The organism is Acinetobacter tjernbergiae DSM 14971 = CIP 107465, from assembly GCF_000374425.1.
In the GTDB taxonomy this organism is placed as follows: Bacteria; Pseudomonadota; Gammaproteobacteria; order Pseudomonadales; family Moraxellaceae; genus Acinetobacter; species Acinetobacter tjernbergiae.
On sequence record NZ_KB894378.1, the window covers coordinates 38,841 to 65,079 of the forward strand.

The following is a 26,239-nucleotide window of genomic DNA, read 5'->3' on the forward strand; positions in this document are numbered from 1 at the left end:
CAGAAAAATTATTTTCCGATACAGAACGATCCAAAAATCTTACCCAATAAATCATCGGCACTAAAATCACCCGTGATTTCACCTAATGCATTTTGAGCCAATCGTAAGGACTCAGCCACCAGTTCACCTGCATTAAATACTACAAGTTGCTCACGAGCTTCCGACAAATAGCACTGAGTGCGCTTCATTGCGTCTAAATGGCGCGTTCTTGCAATAAAGGTGTCTTCCTCAGGTTGAAAGCCTGCATGCGCTGTAATCGCATCTATGAGCGCCTGAACACCCATATCTTGTTTTGCTGAGACACGGATATGACGAAAACCTTGATAATCGCTCAGTTCCGCAACCTGATCTGTTAAATCACACTTATTACCAATCAACAGCAGTCGCTTTGGTTCAAGATGATCTGCAAAATATTGCTGTGCTAACTGCAAAGGTTCATCACCTTGATTTAAATCATAGACCAACAGTAATAAATCTGCCTGTTCAATTTCTTTGATGGCACGACGGATTCCTTCTTGCTCGACAAGATCACCCGTTTCGCGCAAACCCGCAGTATCAGTTAAAGTAATCGGCAAACCATTTAGACTGATCTTTTCATGTAAAACGTCACGCGTTGTTCCTGCAATATCCGTCACGATCGCACGCTCATGCCCCGCTAATGTATTTAACAGACTAGATTTACCAGCATTCGGTTTACCTGCAATCACCACCTGTAAACCTTCGCGTAATAGCTGTCCTTGGCGTGCAGACTGCTGCACAGCTTGAACTGAATCCTGTACATCATCCAACAAAGCCAAAATCTTGCCATCAGCAAGAAAATCAATTTCCTCTTCTGGAAAATCAATCGCCGCTTCAACATGCAAACGCAAATGAATCAATTTTTCTAAAACTGTATTAATTTTAGTTGAGAATGCACCTTGCAAAGAGCGAACCGCCGAACGTGCTGCCGCTTGTGAAGTCGCATCAATCAAATCAGCAATTGCTTCGGCTTGAACCAAATCCATTTTGCCATTTTCAAAAGCACGCATGGAAAATTCACCTGCCTTTGCAGCCGTTGCGCCCAAATCAAGCAACCGTGCCAACAAGGCATTCTGAATCACAGGGCCACCATGCCCCTGTAATTCCACCACATCTTCACCCGTAAATGAATGTGGATTTGGGAAACATAATACGATCCCTTCATCCATCACCGAACCATCAGCATCACAAAACTGACGGAAACCTGCCATTCGTGCCACAGGAAGACTTTTCTGGGTCAATTGCTCAGCAATCTCATAGGCTTTAGGTCCAGAGAGACGAATCACGCCCACACCACCACGACCTAATGGAGTAGCAATCGCAGCAATTGTGGTTTGATATTGCATCTTAAATTCACCTAAAAATGATAGGGTCATGTTAAATAAAAACCCTAAATGATAGCCAAAGAAAAATCCGCCTAAGATTACCATCTTAAGCGGATTTATTCAGTAAAAGTTCGAACTTAAGCGCTCGGCTCAACCTTATTGAGGCGATCTTTTTCGACACCTTTATTGATAAACCATTGTTGTAAAATCGTGATACTGTTGTTGACGATCCAGTAAAGCACTAAGCCTGCAGGGAAGAACAACATGAAGACTGTGAACATGATTGGCATGATACGGAATACTTTTGCCTGCATTGGATCAGTCGGTTGCGGATTCAGCATTTGCTGAACAAACATGGTGACACCCATGATCAATGGCAAGATAAACCACGGATCCATTGCTGATAAGTCTTGAATCCAACCTAACCACGGTGCATGACGGAGTTCAACCGATTCCATTAATACCCAATACAAAGCTAAGAAGATCGGCATTTGCAATAATAATGGCAAGCAACCCGACAATGGATTAACTTGTTCGCGCTTATATAATGCCATCATTTCTTGAGAGAAACGCATACGGTCTTCACCGAATTCTTCTTTCATGCGTTGCATTTCTGGTGCTATTACACGCATTTTCGCCATTGAGCGATAGCTTTTAGCAGAAAGTGGCCATAAAATCAGCTTCACTAAGATCGTCAACAAGATAATTGACCATCCCCAGTTACCAATAATGTTATGGAAAAATTGCAAACCTAAGAATAATAATTTAGCAATTGGCCATAACCAACCATAATCAACTGTTTGGTTTAAGCCATCTGCCAAGTCCTTTAATTCAGATTGAACTTTTGGACCCGCGTAAAGTTTAGCATCCACTTCCATTGAGGTACCTGCAGGTACATTAATCACTGGAGAAGTAAAGCCCATAATATTCATATGATCAGCGGACTGACGCGATTCTAACCTGGCAGTATAAGGCTGACCATCAGCTTGAGTAAGTTTTAGAGTGCCTGGAATCCAAGCACTTACAAAATAATGCTGAACGATAGCAACCCAACCACCTTTTGCTTCAGTACTCAATTTCTCATCATTAAAGTTACTAAACTTTAACTTATTGTAGTGCGCGTCTGGTGCACCCCATGCGCCACCTAGATAAGTTCCTAATGTGAAAATACCTTGTGAAGACTTACCAGGATCATCTGAATTATCGCGCTTTAACTGACCAAACATTTGACCTTGCCAATTTTGCTGGCTTCGGTTTAGGACTTGATGTTTAACCGTAATTGGATAGTCACCCTGAGTAAAAGTGAACGATTTGATCACTTCTACACCTTCTGGTGTTTTAAATACCAATGGCACAGTCAAAACTTGATGTGTCTTGCCATCTTTTGATGTAACACTTTTTGCATCAGCCAAAGTATATGCTGTTTTCTCAACATCATACATTGGTCGACCACTGCGGCTGCTATCAGGTCCATTTAAACCAATTAGACCTGATTGAGCGACGTAGGTACGTTTCGCATCACTTTCCAACATGACAAACGGTTTTTCGCTGTCTTTACTTTCATCATGGCTCAACAATTCAATACGAACAATATCACCACCTTTAGGATTGATCCAAAGATGATAAAGATCTGTTTTTACTGAAATAAGCTGCTGATTCACAGCAGAATTTTCTGTCGCTTGTAATTGTGATGCAGTCACATTTGCTTGTGGCACGTCTGAAGCCGCTGTTGTATTTGCATTTTGAGCGTTTGGCAAATCTGCAGATACATCATGTGCACTTACAACAGCCGCTTGTTGTTGCGGCGCTGGTGCTACATGACCATAATCTTTTTGCCAAGCCAAAATAAGCAAATATGCAGTAACAAACATGGCTCCAAGAATTGCAAATCTGGCCCATTGTTGCATATCTATTATCCCAAATAATTAGAGAGATTTTGCTGGAGTAAACGATCACGAAAGGGTACAACAACGTGATGCATTTGAGAATCTATTTGATGAAACGAAATAAAACGAAGTGCTTTGCATGGTACTGGATCGTAGCCTGAACCACCCCAAGGATGACAACGGCAAACTCGTTTGGTTGATAACCATACACCTTTGACTGTACCGTGGGTTTGCAATGCTTCGATTGCATATTGCGAGCAAGTGGGAATATAGCGACAACGAGGACCCAATAATGGACTAATTGCAATTTGGTAACATCTAATCAGCCAATGTAGTAAACGTACCATTGGATATCTCTAATTTTTTGAGGATGTTTCAACAACTTTGGAATGCTTTTTTGCTAAGCGTTGTAATTTCTGCCAAGCAAAATCTAATTGTTGATGTAATTCTTGATTTGAAATTGCGTCTATACCAACTTTAGGCATCACAACAATATCAATATCCGCATTAAATTGCGCTTGATGCAAGCGGAAGCTCTCCCGAGCAAGACGTTTTATTCGATTTCGTTCATGTGCACGGCGCACTTTCTTTTTAGCAACGACAATACCCAAACGGCTATTAGGCTGTTCGGTTAATTTTGCTAAAAAAAGGAAATGGGGCTGGTGCACTTTAAAAAGCGCACCATCAAATACACTTTTATAATCAGCAGCACAACGAATACGAGATTCAGTGCCGAAACTGTAAAGTGCCATCACCCAAGTCTGGTCGGCTTAACCGTAATTAAACAGTTAAGCTGTGACGACCTTTCGCACGACGACGAGCTAAAACTTGACGACCTGCTTTAGTAGCCATACGAGCGCGGAAACCATGAACGCGTTTACGCTTTAATTCAGATGGTTGGAAAGTACGTTTCATTTCGAAACTCCAAAATGATCTTTCTATAAAGGTCCGCGATTTTATTGCGCAATGTCTACTCTGTCAATGAAAAATCAAAAACTTTACATTTTGTTTGTGTTGTTTTGAAGCAAGAAAGCAACAGATGATCAAGTGCTTTTATTGAAAACAAAAAATATACACAAGCTATCTATTTAAATTATATCAATATTCATATATATTCACAGTTTACAAACAAGCTTATCAACAATTTGATTCCAGTTATAAATTTAATTCTTGGATTTTAAATTTAAATATGCTCACTTATCCACAAATCCCACAAGTCTTATAAGTAAATTCAAATTTTAAAATTTAAATTTATTATTATTAGTGTTGATTTATTCTGTGGAAACCCGTGTTTTTATTTAAATAAACAATAGCTTATCATGTGGATAACCATGTTTTTATTGATTTTATAAATTGTGGATAACTTTGTGTTTGAAAATATCCACAGCTTGTGCGAAAAGTTATGCACATGTGGTTTGAATTTAAATTTAAAAACGAATGCTTTCTTTTTCGGCAAAAGTCTCATAAATTTGCCTGACAGATGTGGATAACTTGGTTAGAATGGCGACCCCTTTGAAAAATAGGGTGTTGGTTTTTTATTTTTGAATTTAAATGGATGGATTAGGGGATGCACATGCTTTGGACAGACTGCTTAACTCGCTTGCGACAAGAGCTCTCTGATAACGTCTTTGCGATGTGGATTCGTCCTTTGGTTGCCGAAGAGGTTGATGGAGTCATGCGTTTATACGCACCTAACCCTTATTGGACACGTTATATTCAAGATAACCATCTAGAGTTGATTTCAATTCTTGCTGAACAACTTTCTGAAGGTCGAGTACGTCAAGTTGAGATTTTAGTCGATTCTCGTCCTGGAACGATCTTATCTTCTAGTGAACAACCAGCAACAACGACAGCTGCTTTAAATACGCCAGTTTCTGTACCTACCAAAGTTAAAAAAGATTCAGATTTGGTGCAACCAAGCCAGAATGTCACCAAAATACCGAAAAAAAGACAATTAAATCCTCTGTTTACATTTTCTTTGTTTGTGGAAGGTCGTTCCAACCAAATGGCGGCTGAAACTTGCCGTAAAGTGTTAACGCAATTAGGCGCATCTCAACACAATCCTTTGTTTTTATATGGCCCAACAGGTTTAGGTAAAACACATTTAATGCAAGCAGTCGGTAATGCTTTATTACAAGCCAAACCAAATGCGCGTGTGATGTATATGACTTCAGAGAGTTTTGTCCAAGACTTTGTTAGTTCATTACAGAAGGGGAAGGTGGAAGAATTTAAGAAAAACTGCCGTTCTTTAGATTTGCTATTGGTGGATGATATTCATTTACTCGCAGGTAAAGAGGCGAGTTTGGTCGAGTTTTTCTATACTTTTAATGCTTTACTCGATGAATCTAAACAAATTATTTTAACATCTGACCGTTATCCAAAAGAATTAACTGAACTTGATCCGCGTTTAGTCTCTCGTTTTTCATGGGGCTTATCTGTTGGGGTTGAACCACCAGATATTGAAACACGGATCGAGATTTTGCTGAAAAAAGCTGAAAATAGTGGTGTTGATTTACCTAGAAACTGTGCTTTATTTATTGCACAACAAGTAGTTGCGAACGTTCGTGAACTTGAAGGTGCGCTGAATAAAGTTGTTGCAATTTCTCGTTTCAAAGGTACGGTGATTGATCTTGATGTGGTGCGTGAATCTTTAAAAGATGTACTTGCTATTCGTGCGCGTACCATTAGCGTAGAAAATATTCAGCGTGTGGTGAGTGAATATTTTCGTATCCCACTCAAAGAATTGGTTGGTCCAAAACGTACCCGTATTTATGCACGCCCACGTCAACTTGCAATGGGCTTGGCGCGTGAACTGACAGGGGATAGTTTCCCTGAAATTGGGATGGCATTTGGTGGTCGTGACCATAGTACCGTGATGCATGCTTGTGAAAAAGTGATGAGTTTGCGGGAAGAAGACCCAATTTTTAATGAAGACTATAAAAACTTACTTCGTCTGTTACAAAGTTAATCTATTTTTCAGAGTTGCAAACTGCTTTTAAGTGCAGCATAGTACACTGCTAACATTCATATCGGCTTCTGTTGTTAAGAGGAATAAATCGTGCGTTTGAAAATCGCTAAAGAAAGTTTACTCAATGTTTTATCACATGTCGTGGGGGCTGTTGAGCGCCGTCATACTTTGAATATTCTTTCAAATGTTAAAATTCAAACCACTCAACATGCACTCACCATTACAGGTTCAGATTTAGAAGTTGAATTGGTTGCAAGCACAACCTTAATCGAAGGGGCTTGTTTACAAGCAGGTGAAACCACGGTTCCTGCACGAAAACTCGTCGAGATTTGTAAATCTCTTCCAACGGCTGCACTTATTGATTTACAAATTACAGAAGATCAGCGCTGTATTTTAAAATCAGGCAATAGCCGTTTTGTCTTAGGTACGCTGCCTGCTGAAGATTATCCTTTGTTAACTACTGAAAATAGTCAAGGTACGCAAGTTCAAGTCACGCAACGTGAATTAAAACGTTTATTTGAAAAAACAGCCTTTGCAATGGCCGTGCAAGACGTACGTTTTTATTTGACAGGTACTTTACTCGAAATTGATCAAAATCAATTACGTACAGTCACAACAGATGGCCATCGTTTGGCTTTATGTGAAGTATCGGCTTCATCAACAGCTTCTGCATCAATTCAAGCGATTGTTCCTCGTAAAGCAGTAGGTGAATTACAGCGTTTACTCAGTATTGAAGATGAACAATTGACCTTGTTGATTGGTCGTGAATTGTTAAACGTGACGATCAATACGCCAAGCCGTGACAAAGAGCAAGGTGATATTACCGTTCGCTTTACCACTAAATTAATTGATGGGAAATTCCCAGATTATCGCCGTGTTATTCCAAAAGGTGGCGATAAACACGTCTTGATCGCACATTATGTCTTTAAACAATCTTTGCAACGTGTCGCGATTTTGAGTAATGAGAAATTACGTGGCGTATTTTTGAATTTTAACCAAGATTCATTGCAATTGCGTGCGAATAACCCTGAGCAAGATGAAGCCGTTGAAGATATTGCGATTCAATATCAAGATGCACCATTAGAGATGTCATTTAATGCGCAATATATCCTTGAAGTCTTAGGTGTGCTTGATGGTGATGATGTAAAAATGAGTATGTCTGAAGCAAATCAGTCTGTTCTTGTACAAGACCCTGAGCATCCAGATCAAACCTATGTGGTCATGCCGATGCGAGTTTAATTCGGGCTTCTAATGATGCAAATTACGCGTTTAAATATCGAGCGTGTACGTAACTTACAAACGGTTGCACTCAGTGAGTTGCAACCGTTTAATATTTTTTATGGGGCAAATGGTTCTGGTAAAACGTCAATTTTAGAAGCCATTCATTTGTTAGCAACAGGGCGATCATTTCGCACTCATATTCCAAAACATTATATTCAGTACGAGGCGAGTGATGCGATTGTATTTGCACAATCCGCACATGAGCGTATTGGTATGCAAAAACTGATATCAGGTGAGCAACTGATTAAGGTCAATGGCGACACGATTGCAACGCAAGGGCAATTGGCAAAACTATTGCCATTACAGCACATTGATCCACAAAGTACCGATATTATTGACCATGGTGCTAAACCTCGCAGACAGTTGCTCGATTGGTTGATGTTCCACGTGGAACCTGAGTTTTATTTTGCATGGCAATATTATTCGCGTGCATTGAAACAGCGTAATAGTTTATTGAAAACACGACGTCACCTAACTTTGGTTGATTTAGAGCCGTGGAACAAGATGTTGAGTGATTATGGTGAAATTTTGCACTCGCAACGAATGGGAATTGTTGAGCAATGGAACCAGTTTTTTCTTGAAGATTTACAAAAATTGTTGCCAAACCTTGAGATTGAACTGGAATACAATCCGGGTTTTCATACCGAGCAAGGTTTATTTCAAGATTTAGTCCAGCAGCATCAAAAAGACCTAGATCGACGTTATACCGAGTATGGGCCACATCGGGCAGATTTACGTTTAAAAACACCTTTTGGCAATGCGGATGATGTGTTGTCTCGTGGACAAAAAAAGTTGTTAATCATGGCATTAAAACTGTCACAAATTGCAATGCTGCATGCGAGTAACAAGGAAACTGTGGTATTATTAGATGATCTGACAGCAGAATTAGATCTAGCTGCACAACAACGTTTAATTGAGCGACTGAGTCAATTAGGAAGTCAAGTTTTTATGACAACCTTAGACCATGCGTCGGTATTAAAACACTTACATGATTTGTCGATTTCTTTTCAATTGTTCCATGTTGTTCACGGTCAAGTCAGTCTTGCTGCACCATAATTTTATTTCCTCATTTTTGGATAGATCAATATTTACTAGGGAGTAACCATGAGTTCAGAGTCTCAATCAGTCTCTCAAACAGAACAAACAAATGAAAAGGCTTATGATTCCTCTAGTATCAAAGTATTACGTGGATTAGATGCGGTTCGTAAACGTCCTGGGATGTATATCGGCGACACTGATGATGGGACAGGTTTACATCACATGGTATTTGAGGTGGTGGATAACGCCATCGATGAAGCCTTAGCAGGTCATTGTGACGAAATCTTAGTGACGATTCACGAAGATGAATCAGTCAGCGTTTCTGATAACGGTCGTGGTATTCCAACGGACATTCATCCTGAAGAAGGGGTGTCTGCGGCAGAAGTGATTTTAACCATCCTACATGCGGGTGGTAAGTTTGATGACAACAGTTATAAAGTCTCTGGTGGTTTACACGGCGTAGGTGTTTCTGTTGTAAATGCCTTGTCAAAAAAATTACAGTTGACGATTTATCGTGCTGGTCAAATGCACGAGCAAGAATACCAACATGGTGATCCGCAATATCCTTTAAAAGTCGTTGGAGAAACAGATCGCACAGGTACCGTTGTACGTTTCTGGCCAAGTGAACTCACATTTAGCCAAACGATTTTCAATGTAGATATTTTAGCTCGTCGTCTGCGTGAGTTATCTTTCCTGAATGCGGGTGTGAAAATTGTATTGCGTGATGAACGTATCAATTTTGAACATATCTATGCGTATGAAGGCGGCTTATCTGAGTTCGTTAAATATATTAACGAAGGTAAAACTCATTTAAATGATATTTTCCATTTTACTGCGGATACGGATAGTGGTATTGCCGTTGAAGTTGCATTGCAATGGAATGAAAGCTATCAAGAAAATGTTCGTTGTTTTACCAACAATATTCCACAAAAAGATGGTGGTACACACCTTGCAGGTTTTCGTGCGGCGTTAACCCGTGGTTTGAACCAGTATCTTGAAAGTGAAAATATTTTAAAGAAAGAAAAAGTTGCTGTTACAGGTGATGATGCGCGTGAAGGCTTAACTGCAATTATTTCAGTGAAAGTGCCAGATCCAAAATTCTCATCGCAAACCAAAGAAAAACTGGTTTCAAGTGAAGTTAAACCTGCGGTAGAGCAGGCAATGAACAAAGAGTTTTCTGCTTATTTGCTCGAAAATCCGCAAGCTGCTAAATCAATTGCAGGCAAGATCATTGATGCAGCACGTGCGCGTGATGCGGCACGTAAAGCACGTGAAATGACACGTCGTAAAAGTGCATTAGACATCGCAGGTTTACCGGGTAAATTGGCGGACTGTCAGGAAAAAGATCCTGCATTATCTGAACTGTATCTAGTCGAGGGTGACTCTGCGGGTGGTAGTGCGAAACAAGGGCGTAACCGTAAAATGCAGGCAATTTTACCATTGAAAGGTAAAATCCTGAACGTTGAGCGTGCGCGTTTTGACAAGATGATTTCAAGCCAAGAGGTCGGTACTTTAATTACCGCTTTGGGCTGTGGTATTGGTCGTGAAGAATATAATCCAGACAAATTGCGTTATCACAAAATCATTATCATGACCGATGCGGACGTGGATGGTTCACATATTCGTACCTTGTTATTGACTTTTTTCTTCCGCCAAATGCCTGAGTTGGTCGAGCGTGGCTATATTTATATCGCGCAACCACCATTGTACAAGTTGAAGAAAGGCAAGCATGAGCAGTACATGAAAGACAATGATGCACTGGAAACTTTCCTTATTTCCAATGCGATTGATGAGCTTTCATTGCATATCAGTGCTGATGCACCAGCAATTACTGGCGAAGCTTTGGCGAAAGTGATTGCAGATTATCAAGTCTCACAAAAGAGCTTACAACGCTTAACCCAACGTTATCCTGCAAGCTTGCTTGATGGGTTGTTAGAGTTAGATGCACTCAAAACCGATCATAATCATGAACGTGACTATGTTGAAACTTGGGCAGAGCAATTACGTGTTGCGATTGAGAAATTACAGCCAAGTTTACGTCCAGAAATTAGCTTGGAAGCCTTTGAGCGTGAAAATGCGCAAGGTGAAAAATCTGCACATTACTGGCCACGTGTCACAGTGTATGTACATAATTTGCCGCATTCATATTTATTAGATGCTGGATTATTAAATTCTGCTGAATATGCGCGTTTGCTGAAAAACTCGAAGAGTTGGTTTAAATTGCTTGAAGAAGGGGCATACTTACAGAAAGGTGAGCGTCGTATTCAGGTCAATAGCTTTCATCAAGTATGGCAACATATTTTGCAAGACTCACGTCGTGGCATGATGATCCAACGCTATAAAGGTTTGGGTGAGATGAATGCTGACCAACTTTGGGAGACCACAATGGATCCTGAAAATCGTCATATGTTACAAGTGACGATTGATGATGCGATTGAAGCAGACCGTATGTTCTCATGTTTAATGGGTGATGATGTCGAGCCACGTCGAGCATTCATTGAAGAAAATGCATTGAATGCAGATATTGATGCTTAATTAAGATTGAGCATTAATTTCTAGGGATGGAATAAATGAAAAAACTGATAATTAGTTTGCTGATCAGTGGTGCTGCTATCCTGACTCAAAATACGATGGCAGCTGATTTAGACACAGATATGTGGGCTTTAGCTAAAAACTATAAAGCCTTCCATAAATCTGAAAATACATCAGATGCCTTAAAGTCGTTGGATGCAATGAAGTTTGCAGCGAATGATGCTAAACAGTCTGTTCCAAATAAGCTTAAATCTTTGGCAAAAGATGATGTTCAGGTCGTTGGGTATCAGGCTGGTCTAGATGCTTTAATTGCAGAAATTGATAAAACAGCAACACTTGTTCAAGCAAATCAGCTAGATCAAGCAAAAAATGAAGCAAAGAATCTACTTACAATTCGGGATGAAAATCATAAGAAATTTAAGTAAATTTATTGTTTAGATACATGATTATACGTCATGAATAAGGCGATGGGTCTCAACCCATCGCCTTGTTTTTTTTCTAAATGTTTTGTTTCACGTGGAACATCACTGGTTTTTTATTTATCGACTAAATCGCCGACTTGAATGAGTGCATGTCCAAATAAATAGCCCGCAGTAACCAATACACTAATCCACAATAGTGCACCCAAAATATTGTAAATCACAAAATGCGTATAATTCATATTGCTTGAGCCTGCTGCTAAGGGGGCAAATGAGCGAGCAAATGGAATAAATCGGGCCAATAAAATGGTTTTTCCGCCATGTTTTAAGAAAAATGTGTTGGTTTTTTTTAGATATTCTTGTTTGATAAATCGAGATTCCATCTTAAAAATACGATCACCAAAATGACGACCGATATGATAATTCACCATATAGCCTAAAGCAGCAGCCATAAAAAGTAAGCTGATGATATAGCCTAGATGCATAATCTCGATTACAGAACATAGAGCGCCAACGGTGAGTAGAAGACTATCACCAGGTAGAAAGAACATAAAGACAAAGGCAGTTTCTGAAAAAATAATCAAAAAGAGGATCACATAAATCCATAAGCCATATTCTTGAATTAAGATGGGAAGAACCTGTTCAAAATTTAAAATAAAATCTAACGAATTCATTCAGTTTGTATGATCCCAAAATAGAGTACTCATCAAATTGAAGTACAAAAATATAAAATAAAGCTAGTTCTCAGCACGCATTCAAAAGTAATAACTTTAAAATGATAGGGTTGAGTATATCTAGCCTGAACCTAAAGCTCAATTTTATGAGAAAATTCCAATTTTAACCTTATCTGAAATGATTGGCGGAATCATGACATTTTTAGCAGGATTCTTAGTATTTTTTAGTATCTTAGAAAACTGTAAGGTGGTCTTTTCCTCTGTGATGAGATAATGCCTAATTCATCATTGAGATAGAATTAGGCATTTCTTTTTAGACTTCGAAAGAACTTTCTAGCTCTTCGAGTTCCATCATGAGTTCTAATAATTGCTCTTCATGCTGTTCTAACTTTACTTTAAGCTCATTTTGTTCATCCATGAGTTTCATTAGATCATCTTTTCGATTGGCTTCGTATAAAGCACTGTCTGCCAAAGCATGTTCAATAGTGGCTAAGCGAGGCTGAACTTTCTCAATGTGTGCTTCAACTTTCTCAATGTTTTTACGGATTGGTCGGGTTAATTCACGGCGACGTGCAGCTTCTTTACGTTGAGCTTCTTTGTCTACTTTTGTTGCCGAGGTTTGAGGACTTGCTGTTTGCTGCTGTTGTGTATTTTGTGCATTGATTTGTTGTTGGCGTGCTTCACGTAACCATTTCGCATAGTCTTGTAAATCACCCTCAAATTCAGTGCATTGACCTGCATGAACCAAAAGTAAGTCATCACATACACTGGCAATCAATTGGCGTTCGTGTGAAACCAATACCACAGCACCATCGAAGTCTTGCAGTGCCATACTGAGCGCATGGCGCATATCTAAGTCTAAATGGTTGGTGGGTTCATCTAGAATGAGTACATTTGGACGTTGCCATACGATGAGGGCTAAAGCTAAACGGGCACGTTCACCGCCTGAGAAACTTTCACATGGCGTATCCATACGTTCGCCACTAAAACCAAAACTACCTAAAAATGACCGTAAAGTAGCTTCACTAATTTTTCGATCTGCTATGCGAGCCAGCTGTAGCATAGGGCTGGCATTGGCATCTAAGGCATCCATTTGATGCTGAGCGAAGTAGCCAATATTTAATAGTTCAGAGGCTTTTCGTTCACCTGCGAGCAGAGGTAAATCCCCAACCAAAGTTTTGATGAGTGTGGATTTACCTGCGCCATTCATCCCTAATAAGCCAATGCGTGAACTTGGTGTGATTTGCAGACGAATCTTTTCTGCAATTATTTTGTCACCATAACCAATCGTAGCTGCATCTAGACTGAGGAGTGGTGAACTCATTTTAGTAGGTTCACGAAAACTAAAGGTAAAGGGGGTGTCGACATGAGCAGGTGCAAGTTGCTGCATCCGTTCAAGCTGTTTAATACGGCTTTGTGCTTGGCGTGCTTTGGTGGCTTGGGCTTTAAAGCGGTCAATATATTTTTGAATATGTGCGCGTGTTTCGAGTTGCTTTTCATAAGCTTGTTGTTGTTGTGCCAAACGCTCTGCACGAGTGGTTTCAAAGGTCGAGTAGTTCCCTGTATATAAGGTTAACTCTTGATTTTCGATATGTAGAATATGGTCGGTAATCGCATCTAAAAAGTCACGATCATGCGAAATGAGGACTAAGGTTCCTTCATAGGCTTTGAGCCAATCTTCTAACCATAAGATCGCATCTAAATCCAAATGGTTAGTCGGTTCATCCAGTAACAGAAGATCTGAACGGCTCATCAAGGTACGTGCTAAGTTTAAACGCATCCGCCAACCACCTGAGAAGCTTGCGACATTTAAACGGATTTGATAATCAAGAAAGCCTAAACCTGCCATTAGTTGAGCAGCTTTTGCGGGTGCAGCATAGCCGTGGATTTCATCAAAGCGACCATGCAATCTAGCCAAATCATCATTACTTAGCTGATCTGGGTGGGCTAATTTTTCTTGAATGTCCCAATACTCTTCATCGCCTGATAAAACAAAATCAATTGCTGGCATTTCTAAGGCTTTGATTTCTTGTGCCATGTGCGCCACAGTCCATACCGCAGGGCGAGTTAGATTGCCTTCATCAGCAACCAAGCCACCTAAGAAAGCTGAAAAGAGTGTTGATTTGCCTGCACCATTGACCCCAGTAAGACCAATTTTCCAACCTGGATGAAGCTGCATAGAGGCTTTTTGAAATAGGACTCGCCCACCACGGCGTAAAGAAACTTGGTCAAATTGAATCATGAGTCTGCAAGGTCGCAAAGAGATAGCTGCATTTTAAGGTGATCGCTCATGAATGCAAATTTTTATATTACAGATCAAACTGATCAAGTTAAGTCATTCAATCAATAAAAAATAGAGTAAAAGCTCTACTTTTGTCATTCAAATCAGATTATTATTTAGTTTATATGAAAAAATAAGTAACAAGACTAGAAATATAGAAATAGGATTATGAATGAAGAATGGAATTCTTGCATTAGGAGTGATGCTACTTTTGGGTGTAAACACCCAAGCGAATGCTTCAACGACCATTTGTGTTTTTGATTTATTGGGTAAATCAGGTGAAGCCTATAAGGTTATGGAGGAATGGGCACTTACCGCTAAAACATGGCGTGCTGACGTTCGTTTAGTAAGTTATCAAAGTGAAGCGCAAGCTGACAACGATTTTGAGCAAGGCAAATGCGATGGCGTATACATGACCTCCATGCGTGCACGTCGTTATAATAAATTTGCAGGCTCTGTCGATGCCATTGGCGCTGTACCGAGTTATGCGATTGCACAAAAAGCAATTAGTTTTGCTTTGGATCAACGTAATCAACGCCGTTTGACCAGTACGGTTGGTCATCAGGTCTATGAGGTTGTTGGGATTTCGCAAATCGGTTTAGCTTATATTTTTGTTAAAGATAAAAAAATGAATACCATTGAGCAAATCAAAGGTAAGAAATTCGCTGTTCTCGCATATGACGAAGCACAAAAAATTGTTGTAAAAAGTCTGGGTGGACAGGCCGTGCTTTCTGATATTTCTGACATTGCTCAGAAATTTAATCATGGTCAAGCCGATATTATGGCTGCACCTGCTTATGCTTATAAGCCATTAGAATTATATAAAGGTTTGGGAAATGACGGTGCAATTATCACCTTTCCAGCGGTCAATATGACCATGGATTTGATTATTCGCCCAGAAAAATTTTCCAGTAACTTTGGTCAAAATTCGAGAACATGGTTTTTGAATCGTTTGAATAATAATTTTGCATTAATTCAAAAAATTGAGAATGAACTACCAGCGAAATACAAAATCAATCTGAACAATGAAGACAAAATACGTTACCAGCAGATTTTGCGTGAAGCTCGGATTGGGTTAACTAAACGTGGTATTTACGATGCCAGTATGATGAATGTGCTTAAGCGTGCCCGTTGTACGGTGGAGCGTACCAATTTTGAATGTACTTTGGGTGGAGAGTAGTTTTTTAATTTTTGTTTGTGTGTTTGATACTTTGATTCTTTGTAGGGAAATGAAATGAAAAAGGGGTTGTTTGTTTTGGCGGGTTTGGCATTCATGGGTATGGGTGTAACTAGCCAAGTTCAGGCTAAACAAAATGTATGTGTATTTGACTTACTTGGTAAAGCAGGTGAGACATTTAAAGTTACTGAAGAGTGGGCTGTTGCAGCAAAAGAATGGAAAGCAGATATTCGCTTGATCTCATATCAAGATGAAGCCAAAGCACAAAATGATTTTGAGTCAGGTAAATGTGATGCTGTCTATATGACTTCAATGCGTGCTCGTAAGTATAATCGTTTTGCAGGGTCGATTGATGCAATTGGCGGTGTAACTAGTAATCATGTTGCGCAAAAGGCGATTAGCTTTGCTTTAGATAAGCGAAATAAACGCCGCTTGTTAGCGAATGTTGATAATCAGAATTATGAAGTTGCAGGTATTTTACAATTTGGTTTAGCTTATGTCTTTGTACATGATAAAAATCTGAATACCATCGAAAAAGCAAAGGGTAAAAAATTTGCTTACTTACAATACGATATTGCACAAAAAGAGATTGTTGACAGCTTAGAAATGGTCGCTATACCCTCTGAAATCTCAGATTTCGTTAAGAAATTTAATAGTAACCAAGTCGATGTGATTGCTTCGCCAGCTTATGCATTTAAGCCTTTAGAAATTGAACGAGGGATTGCAAAAGGTGGTGCGATGTTTTCATTTCCAGTGGTTAATATTACAGGTGATTTGATTATTCGCCCAGAGAAGTTCCCTACAAACTTTGGTCTGCAATCACGAGAGTGGTTTATACAACAACTACCAAGAAGTTTTGCATTGGTAAAGCGACTAGAAAATGCCATACCAACAAAATATAAGTTAAATCTTCCAAAAGAAGATGAAGTCCGTTATCAAAAAATTCTTAGAGATGGGCGTATTCGATTAACTAAGCAAGGAGTTTATGATCCAATCATGATGAGTGTCTTAAAGCGAGCACGTTGTACCGTGGAAAGAACAAGTTTTGAATGTTCTTTAGGTGGTGAATAACTTATTTTAGTTCCATCTTATGCTAATTAAATAGAGTGATTGTTTTTAATAAGCTATCACTCATAGGAAATATTCATTAAATTATTTTATAAAATGTGATGAATATTATTAAAAATCAAAAAAAACCGATGTGTGTCAATAAAAGCTCTAGGCTTTTAGTCGAAACCTGACTATATTTGTCTCTAGCTGGTGGAAAAGTATGCAAAAACAGCAGATAAGGGAAAACAATATGAAAAAAGGACTTTGGGCATTAAGTGCTGCGGCACTATTTGTCATAACTACTCCTGTACAGGCAAAACAAGAAATTTGTGTATTTGATCTATTAGGAAAGGCTGGAGAGTCTTATAAACTTGTTGAAGAATGGAAACTTGCTTCAAAAGCTTGGCAAGGAGACGTTGAACTGATTCCTTATCAAGATGAAGAAAAAGCTGAACAAGATTTTGATGCTGGCAAATGCGATGGTATTTATATGACATCAATGCGCGCACGCAAATATAATAAATTTGCAGGTTCAATTGATGCTGTAGGTGCTGTGACCAGTAATGCAATTGCGCAAAAGGCAATTACTTATGTACTTGATAATCGTAATAAAACTCGTCTGACAGCATCAGTGAATGGTGATAAATATGAAGTTGCAGGAATTATTCAAGTTGGTCTAGCCTATATTTTTGTACGCGATAAAAATATTGATACGATTGAAAAAGCTAAAGGTAAAAAATTTGCTTATTTACACTATGATCATGCACAAAAAGCAATTGTTGAAAGTATTAACTTAGTTGCAGTCCCATCTGATATTTCTGATTTTGTGAAAAAATTCAATAGTGGTCAGGTAGATGTAATTGCGGCACCCGCCTATGCTTATAAACCTTTAGAAATTAACAAAGGCTTGGTGAATGGAGCTTTGTTTAATTTTCCTGTTGTAAATATTACTGGAGATTTAATTATTCGCCCAAGCAAATTTCCTACAAGTTTTGCCTCACAATCTAGAGAATGGTTTGTGAAGAAATTACCAAGTAACTTTGCAACAGTGCAACGATTAGAAGCTGGGATGAATGCGAAAAGAATTACTCTGTCTAATGAAGATAAGATGCGCTATCAAAAAATGTTACGTGATGGGCGTATGAATTTAACAAAACAAGGTGTCTATGATGCCAGTATGATGAACGTACTTAAAAGAGCACGCTGTACGGTGGAACGAACTAACTTTGAATGTTCTTTAAGTGGTGAATAAAAGGCGGTCAAATGTTTTGGATTTATAAATCTATAAACAAAATCGGCTACTTATAACAAATTTGCTTACGAAAATAAGTGAATGCGATAAAATAGGACAAAAACCAAACAATATCGATAGAAAAATAGAGTACAAGCTCTATTTTTTTTTAGAAAACATGATTAATATTTGCTTCGAACAAGGAGACAAACATAAAGTTTGTGAAAGGATGAAAAATATGAAAAAAATTGCATTGGCCATTGCAACAACTTCGATCTTAAGTGTATCTGCTTCTACTCAAGCAGCAATTGATGTGTGTGTATTCGACTTATTAGGAAAGTCAGGTGAATCATACAAAATGATGCAGGATTGGGCGCTTGCAGCAAAAGGCTGGGGTGCTGACGTAAATCTTCTTGCGATTACTGATGAGCAAGTTGCTGACAATAACTTTAAAGCGGGTAAATGTGCTGCTGTAGCAATGACAGCAATGCGTGCTCGTCCATATAACAAGTTTGCGGGTTCGGTTGACTCTTTAGGTGGTGCACCGAGTAATGAAATTGCTCAACGTGCGATTACTTATGTTTTAGATGCACGTAATGCAGCTAAAATGACCACGAATCTTGGTGGAAACAAGTACGAAATTGGTGGTATTGCTCCACTAGGTGCTGCATATATTTTCGTACGTGACAAAAGCATTAACTCAATTGAAAAAGCTGCGGGCAAAAAATTCGCAGTATTAGGCTATGATGATGCACAAAAAATCATGGTACAACGCGTAGGTGCTCAAGCTGTACTTTCTGACATTTCTAACTTTGCTGCGAAATTTAACAATGGCCAAGTAGATATGGTTGGTGCGCCTGCTTATGCCTATAAACCATTAGAACTAAGCAAAGGTTTAGGTGCAAATGGTGCGATGTTTAACTTCCCTGTATTACAAGTGACTGCTGATCTTGTGTTACGCCCAGAAAAATTTCCAGCTGGTTTTGGTCAAAAATCTCGTGATTACTTTGTGAAGCAACTTCCAAAAGCTTTTGCAATGATCAAACGCTATGAAGCTGAAATTCCAGCGAAATACAAAATGAATTTAACACCTGAAGATAAGTTGAAGTATCAAAAATTAATGCGTGATGGTCGTTTGGAAATGACTAAACGTGGTATTTATGATGCAAGCATGATGACTGTATTGAAGAAAGCACGTTGTTCAGTTGATAAAGCAAACTTTGAATGTGCTTTGCCTGGTGAATAATTAGTAATTGCGATAAATATGACTTAAAGCCTAGATTAATCTAGGCTTTTTGTTTTATTGGTTGTTGTCATTTAAGTCATTGTCTTTATTCTAAAAGATCGTGATTATACAAATAGATAAAAAAACAAATGAAATCGTAAAGATTTAAAATATGTTCGAATCAGGATGATTAAACAGCACTGAATTTAAACATATTTTCATTTGAAGACCCTATTCAGATAGAACATAGCTCTTCAAAATTTTGAGTGTTATGAAACAACAAACTGTATGGATGCAAAGGAAAAAGAAAATGCAATGGTTTAAAACATTACTACTAGCAACTGGTATCGCTGCGGTATCTGCTGGGGCTCAGGCAAAACAAACAATTTGTGTATTTGATATCGTTGGAAAAAGCGGTGATGTCTATGCATTAATGAAAGATTATCAGCTGGCAGCAAAAACTTGGGGGGCAGATATTGAACTTAAAGTAGCGACTAACGAAGCTGTGATTGCTGAAGATTTTAAAGCAGGTAAATGTGATGGTGTAAGCATTACAGGAATGCGTGGTCGTCAATTTAACTCGTTTACAGGTTCATTAGACGCGATTGGTGCAATTACTGACCTGAAGCTTGCTGTGAAAGTGATGCAGGGATTAGCAAGTCCAACGTTTGCTAAGGCGATGGTCAATGGGAAGTATGAGGTGGTTGGTATCATTCCTGTTGGTGATGCATATTTATTGGTGAATGATCGTAATATCAATACGGTTGCCAAAGCTGCGGGCAAAAAAATCGCCGTTTTAGACTATGATGAAGCACAAAAGATTATGGCTTCTCAGGTGGGCGCACAAGCTGTAAATTCAGATATTACCAATTTTGGTGCTAAGTTTAATAATGGTCAGGTCGATATTATTGGAGCGCCAGCCGCTGCATTTAAACCTTTAGAACTCTATAAAGGTTTAGGGACTAAAGGCGCGATTGTAAATTATCCAATCTTGCAAGTGACAGGTAATTTAATTATTCATCCAGATAAATTCCCAGCAGGTTTTGGTCAAAAATCAAGAGAATGGGTGAAGGCTCAATTACCACGTGCTTTTGGTATCTTGGGTAAAATGAAAGCTGACATTCCGCAAAAATATTGGATGGAAGTTCCTGCCTCTGACAAACCTGGTTATCAAAAATTGATGCGTGAAGCACGCATTAATCTGACCGCAAGAGGAATCTATGACAAGCGTATGATGAAATTGTTATGGCAATTCCGTTGCCGTGAAGATGCCAAGAATTTTGAGTGTGCATTACAAGAAGAGAATTATAAATAATCTGCTAAAAACACTGTAATCGTACTTTAAACTTCAAATACAGACCCGATATTGAGTATGCTATACTAAATATCGGGTCTTTTATTTATGAAAGACATATTGAAGTCTGAGGAATATCCACCATGAACGCCCAAGCTCTAGAATTGTCAGATAATGCTGCCAACAAAGTTCGCCAACTACGCGAAAGTGAAGGGAATAACGATCTGATGTTACGTGTTTATGTAACAGGTGGCGGATGCTCAGGATTTTCTTATGGTTTTAACTTTGCAGAAAGCGTCAATGAAGATGATGCTGAATTCATGAATGGTGATGTAAAAATGCTTGTGGATTCACTCAGCTACCAGTATTTAGTTGGTTCAGTTGTCGACTATACAGAAGGTTTGGATGGCTCGCGTTTTATTATTCAAAACCCAAATGCAACAACCACATGTGGTTGTGGGTCATCTTTCTCGATTTAAAAATGTTTTGATATCAAAAAAAGCTTCTCCAATTGAGAAGCTTTTTTTATTGGCATTAAACGATGGTGACGGTTCCAAGAATACGATCACCTACTGCACCTGTGACAGCTGGTAAATTCCCACTCAGTTGTTCAACGAAACGCATTGCCAGCCAAGCAAACGCCGTTGCTTCTACCCAAGTCGGTGCTAAACCGAGTGCATCCGTAGTTTGTACTGACCAATTGTGTTTGCGTAAGCGCCAACGTAATTGTTCCAATAAATAAGAATTATAAGCACCGCCACCACAAACGTAGAGTTCACCAGTTTCCATACTAGAACGATAGACGGCTTTTTGGATCGCTCTTACTGTCAGTTTGAGTAAGGTCGCTTGAATATTTTCAGGCGTATCTTCCAGTTCATCATAGGTTAAATCATTACGCCAATCGATCAGTTGATCATCCAACCAATCAATATGGAAATCTTCGCGACCTGTACTTTTTGGCGGTTCTTTTGAAAAGTACTCATGTGAATGTAAGCGATCTAATAAAGAACGAATTGGGTGACCGTAGGCTGCCCAATCGCCATTTTCATCATAAGGGTGTCCTGTATGACGATGACACCACGCATCCATGAGCATATTGGCAGGGCCTGTATCAAAGCCATACACACCTTCTACGTCATTTGCAGGTAACATGCTGACATTGGCAATCCCACCCAAGTTCAAAATCACGCGATGGATATTATCATGTTGAAACAGTGCTTGATGGAAAGCGGGGACTAAAGGCGCACCTTGACCACCTGCTGCCATGTCACGACGACGGAAATCAGAAACGACAGGTAGTTGTGTAATTTCTGTGATGATATTCGGGTCGCCAATTTGCAAGGTAAAACCATGTTCTGGACGATGGCGAATGGTTTGCCCATGTGAACCAATGGCTTTAATTTGAGTTCGGTCTAAATCATGCTTTTCAATCAGCAGATTGATCCCATTGCCAATCATTTGTGCCAAAGCGACATCGGCTTTGCCCATACGATCAATTTCATTGTCATCTGGAAGGGTCAACGCCATTAACTCATCACGTAAATCTTGTTCAAAAGGTATAGTGAGTGTGGCATGCAGGGTTAAAGGATCAAATGAAGTTGCAACAATATCAACACCATCCATGCTCGTGCCTGTCATTACACCAATATAGATTGCGCTCATATACAACTTATCCTGCAAGATGCTGAAAAAATGTTAGTATATCGCACAAATTGAATAACTGATGTGTTTAGGTTTTGTGATGTCAAATTTCTTGCCAGCCGAAGAACAGCTTGCTCTCATTCAACGAGGCACGCACGAGATTATCTCTAACGAAGATTTATTGAAAAAACTCAAAGAGAATCGTCCACTCCGTGTAAAAGCAGGCTTTGACCCAACGGCTCCTGATTTACACTTAGGGCATACGGTTCTGATTAATAAATTAAAAACTTTTCAAGACTTGGGTCATGAAGTGACCTTCTTGATTGGTGACTATACCGCAATGATCGGCGACCCAACGGGTAAAAGTGCAACACGTCCACCGCTGTCAAAAGAACAAGTGCTTGCCAATGCCAAGACTTATCAAGAACAAGTATTTAAAATCTTAGATCCAAATAAGACCAAAGTCCGTTTTAACTCGGAATGGTTTAATCAAAAATCTGCTGCTGACTTAATTCAATTGGCAAGTCAGCAAACCGTATCACGTATGTTAGAACGTGATGACTTTACCAAGCGTTATAGCAATCATCAGCCAATCGCAATTCATGAATTCTTATATCCATTGGTACAAGGTTATGACTCGATTGCGCTTGAGGCAGATGTCGAGTTAGGTGGTACAGACCAAACCTTTAACTTGCTCATGGGGCGTACCTTACAGGGTCGTTATGGTCAAGAATCACAAGTCTGCATTACGGTACCCATCCTTGAAGGTTTAGATGGCGTCAATAAAATGTCTAAATCTTTAGGCAATTATATTGGTGTGTTTGATGCCCCTGGCGCGATGTACCAAAAAATCTTGTCGATGCCGGATAGCTTGATTGAACGTTATTTTGATTTACTCAGCTTTAAGTCACTCGATGAAATCAAAGCCCTACTTGACGAAATGGCTGCGGGTCGTAATCCTCAAGAAATTAAACGTATTTTAGCACTTGAGCTTGTGGAACGTTTCCATGATGCTGAAGCCGCAGAAAATGCACACAAGAGTGCGGGTAACCGTGTCACAGAAGGCGAAGTGCCAGAAGGTACACCAGAAGTCACCATTTCTCGTGGCGAATTTGGTGGAGAGTTATTTATTGCAACGATTCTACGTGTTGCAGGTTTAAACCCGAATGCAGCAGCAGCCAAAGATGCGGTCGGTCGTGGTGCAGTAAAAGTCGATTGGAATGTGGTGGATATGAGTTTCTCTGTTAAAGAGAATGTCACTGTCATTATCCAGTCAGGTAAAAAAGCGATTGCACGTGTGACATTTACAGATTAATTTAATTTTTAAATGATCTTTATATAATGCTCATTTGTTAAAATGGGCATTATATTTTATAAATATTAAACAAAACCTCTTGCGATATTATAATAAGCATTTTAGAATAATGCCAAAATCAAGCGTCAATCGCTTAAAAACCAAAATGACTTCTATTTAATTCCACTCACTTCAATATTGATCTTGTACCGTTGCCTTTGACAAGATTGCCCTAAAACAATGACTGGTTGCAGGATGACCATAATATCTTGATTTAACCCAATACACAGCAATCATGGATTGTTGGTTTTAAGAATGTTTGGCTGTATGCCATCTTCGGGAGAGAAATCATGCATGTAATAACTTACTTTATCGGCTTTATTTAAAGACAGGATAATATTTTCTATTATCCAGATTTAATCGAAGTAAAAAATTAAATCTTATTTTCCAAGAATGAATATGTTCTTGTAGATGATTATTGCCTTTAAATAAAAATGGCAAGGATTAAATCTGCACGACATTTAGAAATAATATCAAAACAATATGAATGATTTTATGAATAACCCTTTTATGCAAAATATGCAGCAAGAGGAAGACCGATATTTAACTGAAGTACACCCTTTAGCAAAATTATGGGCATTACGTATTTTGGTTGAGCTTGGTGGTGCGAAAGAATTTATCAATGATAATTGTTTTAGTCATCAATGGATTGCTAAACATTTAGGCTTTTCTGAAGCTTTATTGGGTGAACAATTTAATTCACAAAGAGCACATCAGGAATTAGCTCAACTTCATCAAATGGCTGAAATTGAACAGGTACAAAATCCTGCTCAATTTAGCGCGGAATTGTCATATAACCTGAAACTGCTGCAACGATTGCTTGGCTTAAATGAAGTTGAATGTTTAATTCTCGGTTTTGTGGTGTTGGTACATAGTGAACAATTACTCGATGATATTGCAGATCATTTGGGTACATTAACCGCCGCAAAAAGTATGAAAGCTTTAGCGATTATTTTGGCAGTTCCTTATGAAGATGTACGTCAGGCATTGGCAGTACAGGGGTGCTTACATCGAAGCGGACTCATTCATTTACAGCGTGAATATAGCAGTTATTTACGCAGTAAATTGGATTTGGTTTCTGCTCAGTTGGTGGATAAATTATTGGTCAAAGCCAATGATGTGATGGACTTATTTGTAGGCACAATTAATAAAAGTGCAGTAGCTGAATTGACACTAGAAGATTACCCTCATCTTCAATCACAACTGGATTTACTGCTTGCTTATCTCCAACAGGTGAAACAACAGGCACAAGTGGGCGTCAATATTTTTATCTATGGCAGCTCAGGCACAGGTAAAACTCAGTTGTGCAAAGTACTCGCTGAGGCATTACAGGTACAACTGTTTGAAATTGCTTGTGAAGATGAGGATGGTGATGCCATTACTGCAACAGGGCGATTATGTGCCTATCGTGCCGCGCAAAGTGTATTTGATGGTCGGGCAGCTTTATTACTTTTTGATGAAGTTGAAGATGTATTTAATGACACAGAAAAAGGCGCGGGTATGAAAAGTACGGCACAAAGTCGAAAGGCTTGGGTCAACCGCATACTGGAACAGAATCGTACCCCAACGATTTGGGTATCCAATTCTGATCAGATTGACCCAGCATTCTTGCGTCGTTTTGATTTGATCCTTGAGGTCACGATTCCGCCGAAACAACAAAGAATGAAGATGATTGAGCAATACTGTGGTGACCAACTCAGTGAGCAGCACCAGCAAGCTTTGGCAAATGCCGCTCATTTATCACCCGCATTATTGCGTCGTGCCTATCGTGTGGCTAAGACAGCAAAACGTGCTAATCAAAGCCTACAAGTTCAAAATACCATGCTGCAACTTGTTTCTAATACGTTAGTTGCTCAGGGGCACCATCGGATTAAATTATATGATAGTGCTGGCTTACCCAAATTCTATGATTTGGACTATATCAATACCAAAGCCAACATGATGCAGATTGCAGCAGGGATTAAACAACATGGCTTTGGTCGACTGTGTTTATATGGTGCATCAGGTACTGGCAAAACAGCATTTGCGCGTTGGTTAGCGGATCATATTGGACAACCTTTACTGATTAAGCGAGGTTCAGACCTACAATCACCTTATATAGGCGAGATGGAGCAAAATCTAGCAAAAGCGTTTGCTGAGGCAGAGGAACAAAAAGCAGTCTTACTGCTAGATGAAGTGGACAGCTTATTACAAGACCGCCGTAATGCAGTTCGGTCTTGGGAGATTGCTCAGGTGAATGAGTTCCTAGTACAAATGGAAAGCTTTAATGGCATTGTGATTACGACGACCAATCGTTTTGATGATCTTGATCAAGCCGCCTTGCGCCGTTTTGATTTTAAAATCCATTTTGACTATTTAACTTACGCGCAGCGCTTGCAGTTATTTAAGCAAGTATGCCAGCAGTTGAATATTAAAATAAATGAACAGCAGATCTCAGCCAAACTAAAACAACTTAACCGTTTATGTGCAGGGGATTTTGTAGTCATTATTCGACAAGCACGTTTTCATCCATTTCAACATGTCGATGAAATCTTGCAGCATTTAAATGATGAAATGGCGGTGAAATATCAAGTTTCCCAAACGATAGGCTTTGCAGCATCAGCATGATGCTGCAAATATAAGCAAAGAAAAAGTCTAAAACTGCTGATTTAGTATGGAAAGTATACGATCTATCACTAAAAAAGCAGATTTAGCCTGAAAAACACTCGTTCGAAAAGAAATAATAAGAAAGGGGGTTGTATTGGGTTAGGAATGCTGTAGAATGCACATCCATCGGCGGTGATGCAGATAAAAACTTGTTGAGAAACAAGGATTTGGCTTAAAGGTTGGATTCTTGGAAAGATTG

21 protein-coding genes are annotated in these 26,239 nt (G+C 39.2%); 13 read left to right on the top strand and 8 right to left on the bottom strand.

Going from position 1 to position 26,239, the window contains the following annotated elements; genetic code table 11:
* Positions 1-8: 8 nt before the first annotated feature.
* The 5 genes from mnmE to rpmH all read right to left on the bottom strand — a co-directional run bounded on the left by mnmE (position 9) and on the right by rpmH (position 4,144).
* Positions 9-1,364, bottom strand: coding sequence for a tRNA uridine-5-carboxymethylaminomethyl(34) synthesis GTPase MnmE (gene mnmE / locus C502_RS0116345; protein ID WP_026315829.1), 1,356 nt, complete (start codon positions 1,362-1,364; stop codon positions 9-11).
* 116 nt (positions 1,365-1,480) lie between these two features.
* Positions 1,481-3,250, bottom strand: coding sequence for a membrane protein insertase YidC (gene yidC / locus C502_RS0116350; RefSeq protein ID WP_018679865.1), 1,770 nt, complete (start codon positions 3,248-3,250; stop codon positions 1,481-1,483).
* Positions 3,251-3,255: 5 nt separating this feature from the next.
* Complete coding sequence (yidD, locus tag C502_RS0116355; protein WP_018679866.1) at positions 3,256-3,576, bottom strand: membrane protein insertion efficiency factor YidD; 321 nt, start codon at positions 3,574-3,576, stop codon at positions 3,256-3,258.
* Between the two features lie 9 nt (positions 3,577-3,585).
* Complete coding sequence (rnpA, locus tag C502_RS0116360; RefSeq protein WP_018679867.1) at positions 3,586-3,981, bottom strand: ribonuclease P protein component; 396 nt, start codon at positions 3,979-3,981, stop codon at positions 3,586-3,588.
* A 28-nt stretch (positions 3,982-4,009) separates the two neighbouring features.
* On the bottom strand, positions 4,010-4,144 hold the full coding sequence (rpmH, locus tag C502_RS0116365) for a 50S ribosomal protein L34 (RefSeq protein WP_000831329.1): 135 nt from the start codon (positions 4,142-4,144) through the stop codon (positions 4,010-4,012).
* A 658-nt stretch (positions 4,145-4,802) separates the two neighbouring features.
* Here rpmH and dnaA point away from each other — a divergent pair.
* The 5 genes from dnaA to cybC all read left to right on the top strand — a co-directional run bounded on the left by dnaA (position 4,803) and on the right by cybC (position 11,473).
* A complete protein-coding gene (dnaA, locus tag C502_RS0116370; RefSeq protein ID WP_018679868.1) occupies positions 4,803-6,197 on the top strand; it encodes a chromosomal replication initiator protein DnaA in 1,395 nt (464 codons plus the stop codon).
* A 90-nt stretch (positions 6,198-6,287) separates the two neighbouring features.
* Positions 6,288-7,436, top strand: a complete 1,149-nt coding sequence (gene dnaN / locus C502_RS0116375; protein ID WP_018679869.1) for a DNA polymerase III subunit beta — start codon at positions 6,288-6,290, stop codon at positions 7,434-7,436.
* 15 nt (positions 7,437-7,451) lie between these two features.
* Positions 7,452-8,534, top strand: coding sequence for a DNA replication/repair protein RecF (recF, locus tag C502_RS0116380; protein WP_023274688.1), 1,083 nt, complete (start codon positions 7,452-7,454; stop codon positions 8,532-8,534).
* A 48-nt stretch (positions 8,535-8,582) separates the two neighbouring features.
* Positions 8,583-11,051, top strand: coding sequence for a DNA topoisomerase (ATP-hydrolyzing) subunit B (gene gyrB, locus C502_RS0116385; RefSeq protein WP_018679871.1), 2,469 nt, complete (start codon positions 8,583-8,585; stop codon positions 11,049-11,051).
* A 35-nt stretch (positions 11,052-11,086) separates the two neighbouring features.
* The gene (cybC, locus tag C502_RS0116390; RefSeq protein ID WP_018679872.1) at positions 11,087-11,473 is read left to right on the top strand and encodes a cytochrome b562; all 387 of its coding nucleotides are present in this window, start codon (positions 11,087-11,089) and stop codon (positions 11,471-11,473) included.
* A gap of 110 nt (positions 11,474-11,583) precedes the next feature.
* Here the strand turns inward: cybC and C502_RS0116395 are convergent, their stop codons facing one another.
* Both C502_RS0116395 and C502_RS0116400 read right to left on the bottom strand, forming a co-directional pair.
* Positions 11,584-12,141 carry a VTT domain-containing protein gene (locus tag C502_RS0116395; RefSeq protein ID WP_018679873.1) on the bottom strand — a complete coding sequence of 186 codons (558 nt, stop codon included), beginning with the start codon at positions 12,139-12,141 and terminating at the stop codon, positions 11,584-11,586.
* A 313-nt stretch (positions 12,142-12,454) separates the two neighbouring features.
* Positions 12,455-14,383 carry an ATP-binding cassette domain-containing protein gene (locus C502_RS0116400; protein WP_018679874.1) on the bottom strand — a complete coding sequence of 643 codons (1,929 nt, stop codon included), beginning with the start codon at positions 14,381-14,383 and terminating at the stop codon, positions 12,455-12,457.
* A gap of 211 nt (positions 14,384-14,594) precedes the next feature.
* Here C502_RS0116400 and C502_RS0116405 point away from each other — a divergent pair, with 211 nt between their 5' ends.
* The 6 genes from C502_RS0116405 (at position 14,595) to erpA (ending at position 20,878) form a co-directional block, all read left to right on the top strand.
* Positions 14,595-15,602 (top strand): putative solute-binding protein, encoded by a 1,008-nt coding sequence (locus C502_RS0116405; RefSeq protein ID WP_018679875.1) that lies wholly within the window; start codon positions 14,595-14,597, stop codon positions 15,600-15,602.
* A 54-nt stretch (positions 15,603-15,656) separates the two neighbouring features.
* Positions 15,657-16,670, top strand: a complete 1,014-nt coding sequence (locus tag C502_RS0116410; RefSeq protein ID WP_018679876.1) for a putative solute-binding protein — start codon at positions 15,657-15,659, stop codon at positions 16,668-16,670.
* A 229-nt stretch (positions 16,671-16,899) separates the two neighbouring features.
* The gene (locus C502_RS0116415; RefSeq protein WP_018679877.1) at positions 16,900-17,901 is read left to right on the top strand and encodes a putative solute-binding protein; all 1,002 of its coding nucleotides are present in this window, start codon (positions 16,900-16,902) and stop codon (positions 17,899-17,901) included.
* A gap of 217 nt (positions 17,902-18,118) precedes the next feature.
* Entirely contained in the window at positions 18,119-19,126 is a 1,008-nt protein-coding gene (locus tag C502_RS0116420) for a putative solute-binding protein (protein WP_023274689.1), read from the top strand.
* Positions 19,127-19,415: 289 nt separating this feature from the next.
* On the top strand, positions 19,416-20,420 hold the full coding sequence (locus C502_RS0116425) for a putative solute-binding protein (protein ID WP_018679879.1): 1,005 nt from the start codon (positions 19,416-19,418) through the stop codon (positions 20,418-20,420).
* A gap of 122 nt (positions 20,421-20,542) precedes the next feature.
* On the top strand, positions 20,543-20,878 hold the full coding sequence (gene erpA, locus C502_RS0116430) for an iron-sulfur cluster insertion protein ErpA (protein WP_018679880.1): 336 nt from the start codon (positions 20,543-20,545) through the stop codon (positions 20,876-20,878).
* A gap of 55 nt (positions 20,879-20,933) precedes the next feature.
* Here erpA and C502_RS0116435 read toward each other — a convergent pair whose 3' ends face one another.
* A complete protein-coding gene (locus tag C502_RS0116435) occupies positions 20,934-22,061 on the bottom strand; it encodes an anhydro-N-acetylmuramic acid kinase (protein WP_018679881.1) in 1,128 nt (375 codons plus the stop codon).
* Positions 22,062-22,122: 61 nt separating this feature from the next.
* Here C502_RS0116435 and tyrS point away from each other — a divergent pair, with 61 nt between their 5' ends.
* On the top strand, positions 22,123-23,355 hold the full coding sequence (tyrS, locus tag C502_RS0116440; RefSeq protein WP_018679882.1) for a tyrosine--tRNA ligase: 1,233 nt from the start codon (positions 22,123-22,125) through the stop codon (positions 23,353-23,355).
* 522 nt (positions 23,356-23,877) lie between these two features.
* Complete coding sequence (locus C502_RS0116445) at positions 23,878-26,001, top strand: AAA family ATPase (protein ID WP_023274691.1); 2,124 nt, start codon at positions 23,878-23,880, stop codon at positions 25,999-26,001.
* The last annotated feature ends 238 nt before the right edge of the window (positions 26,002-26,239 follow it).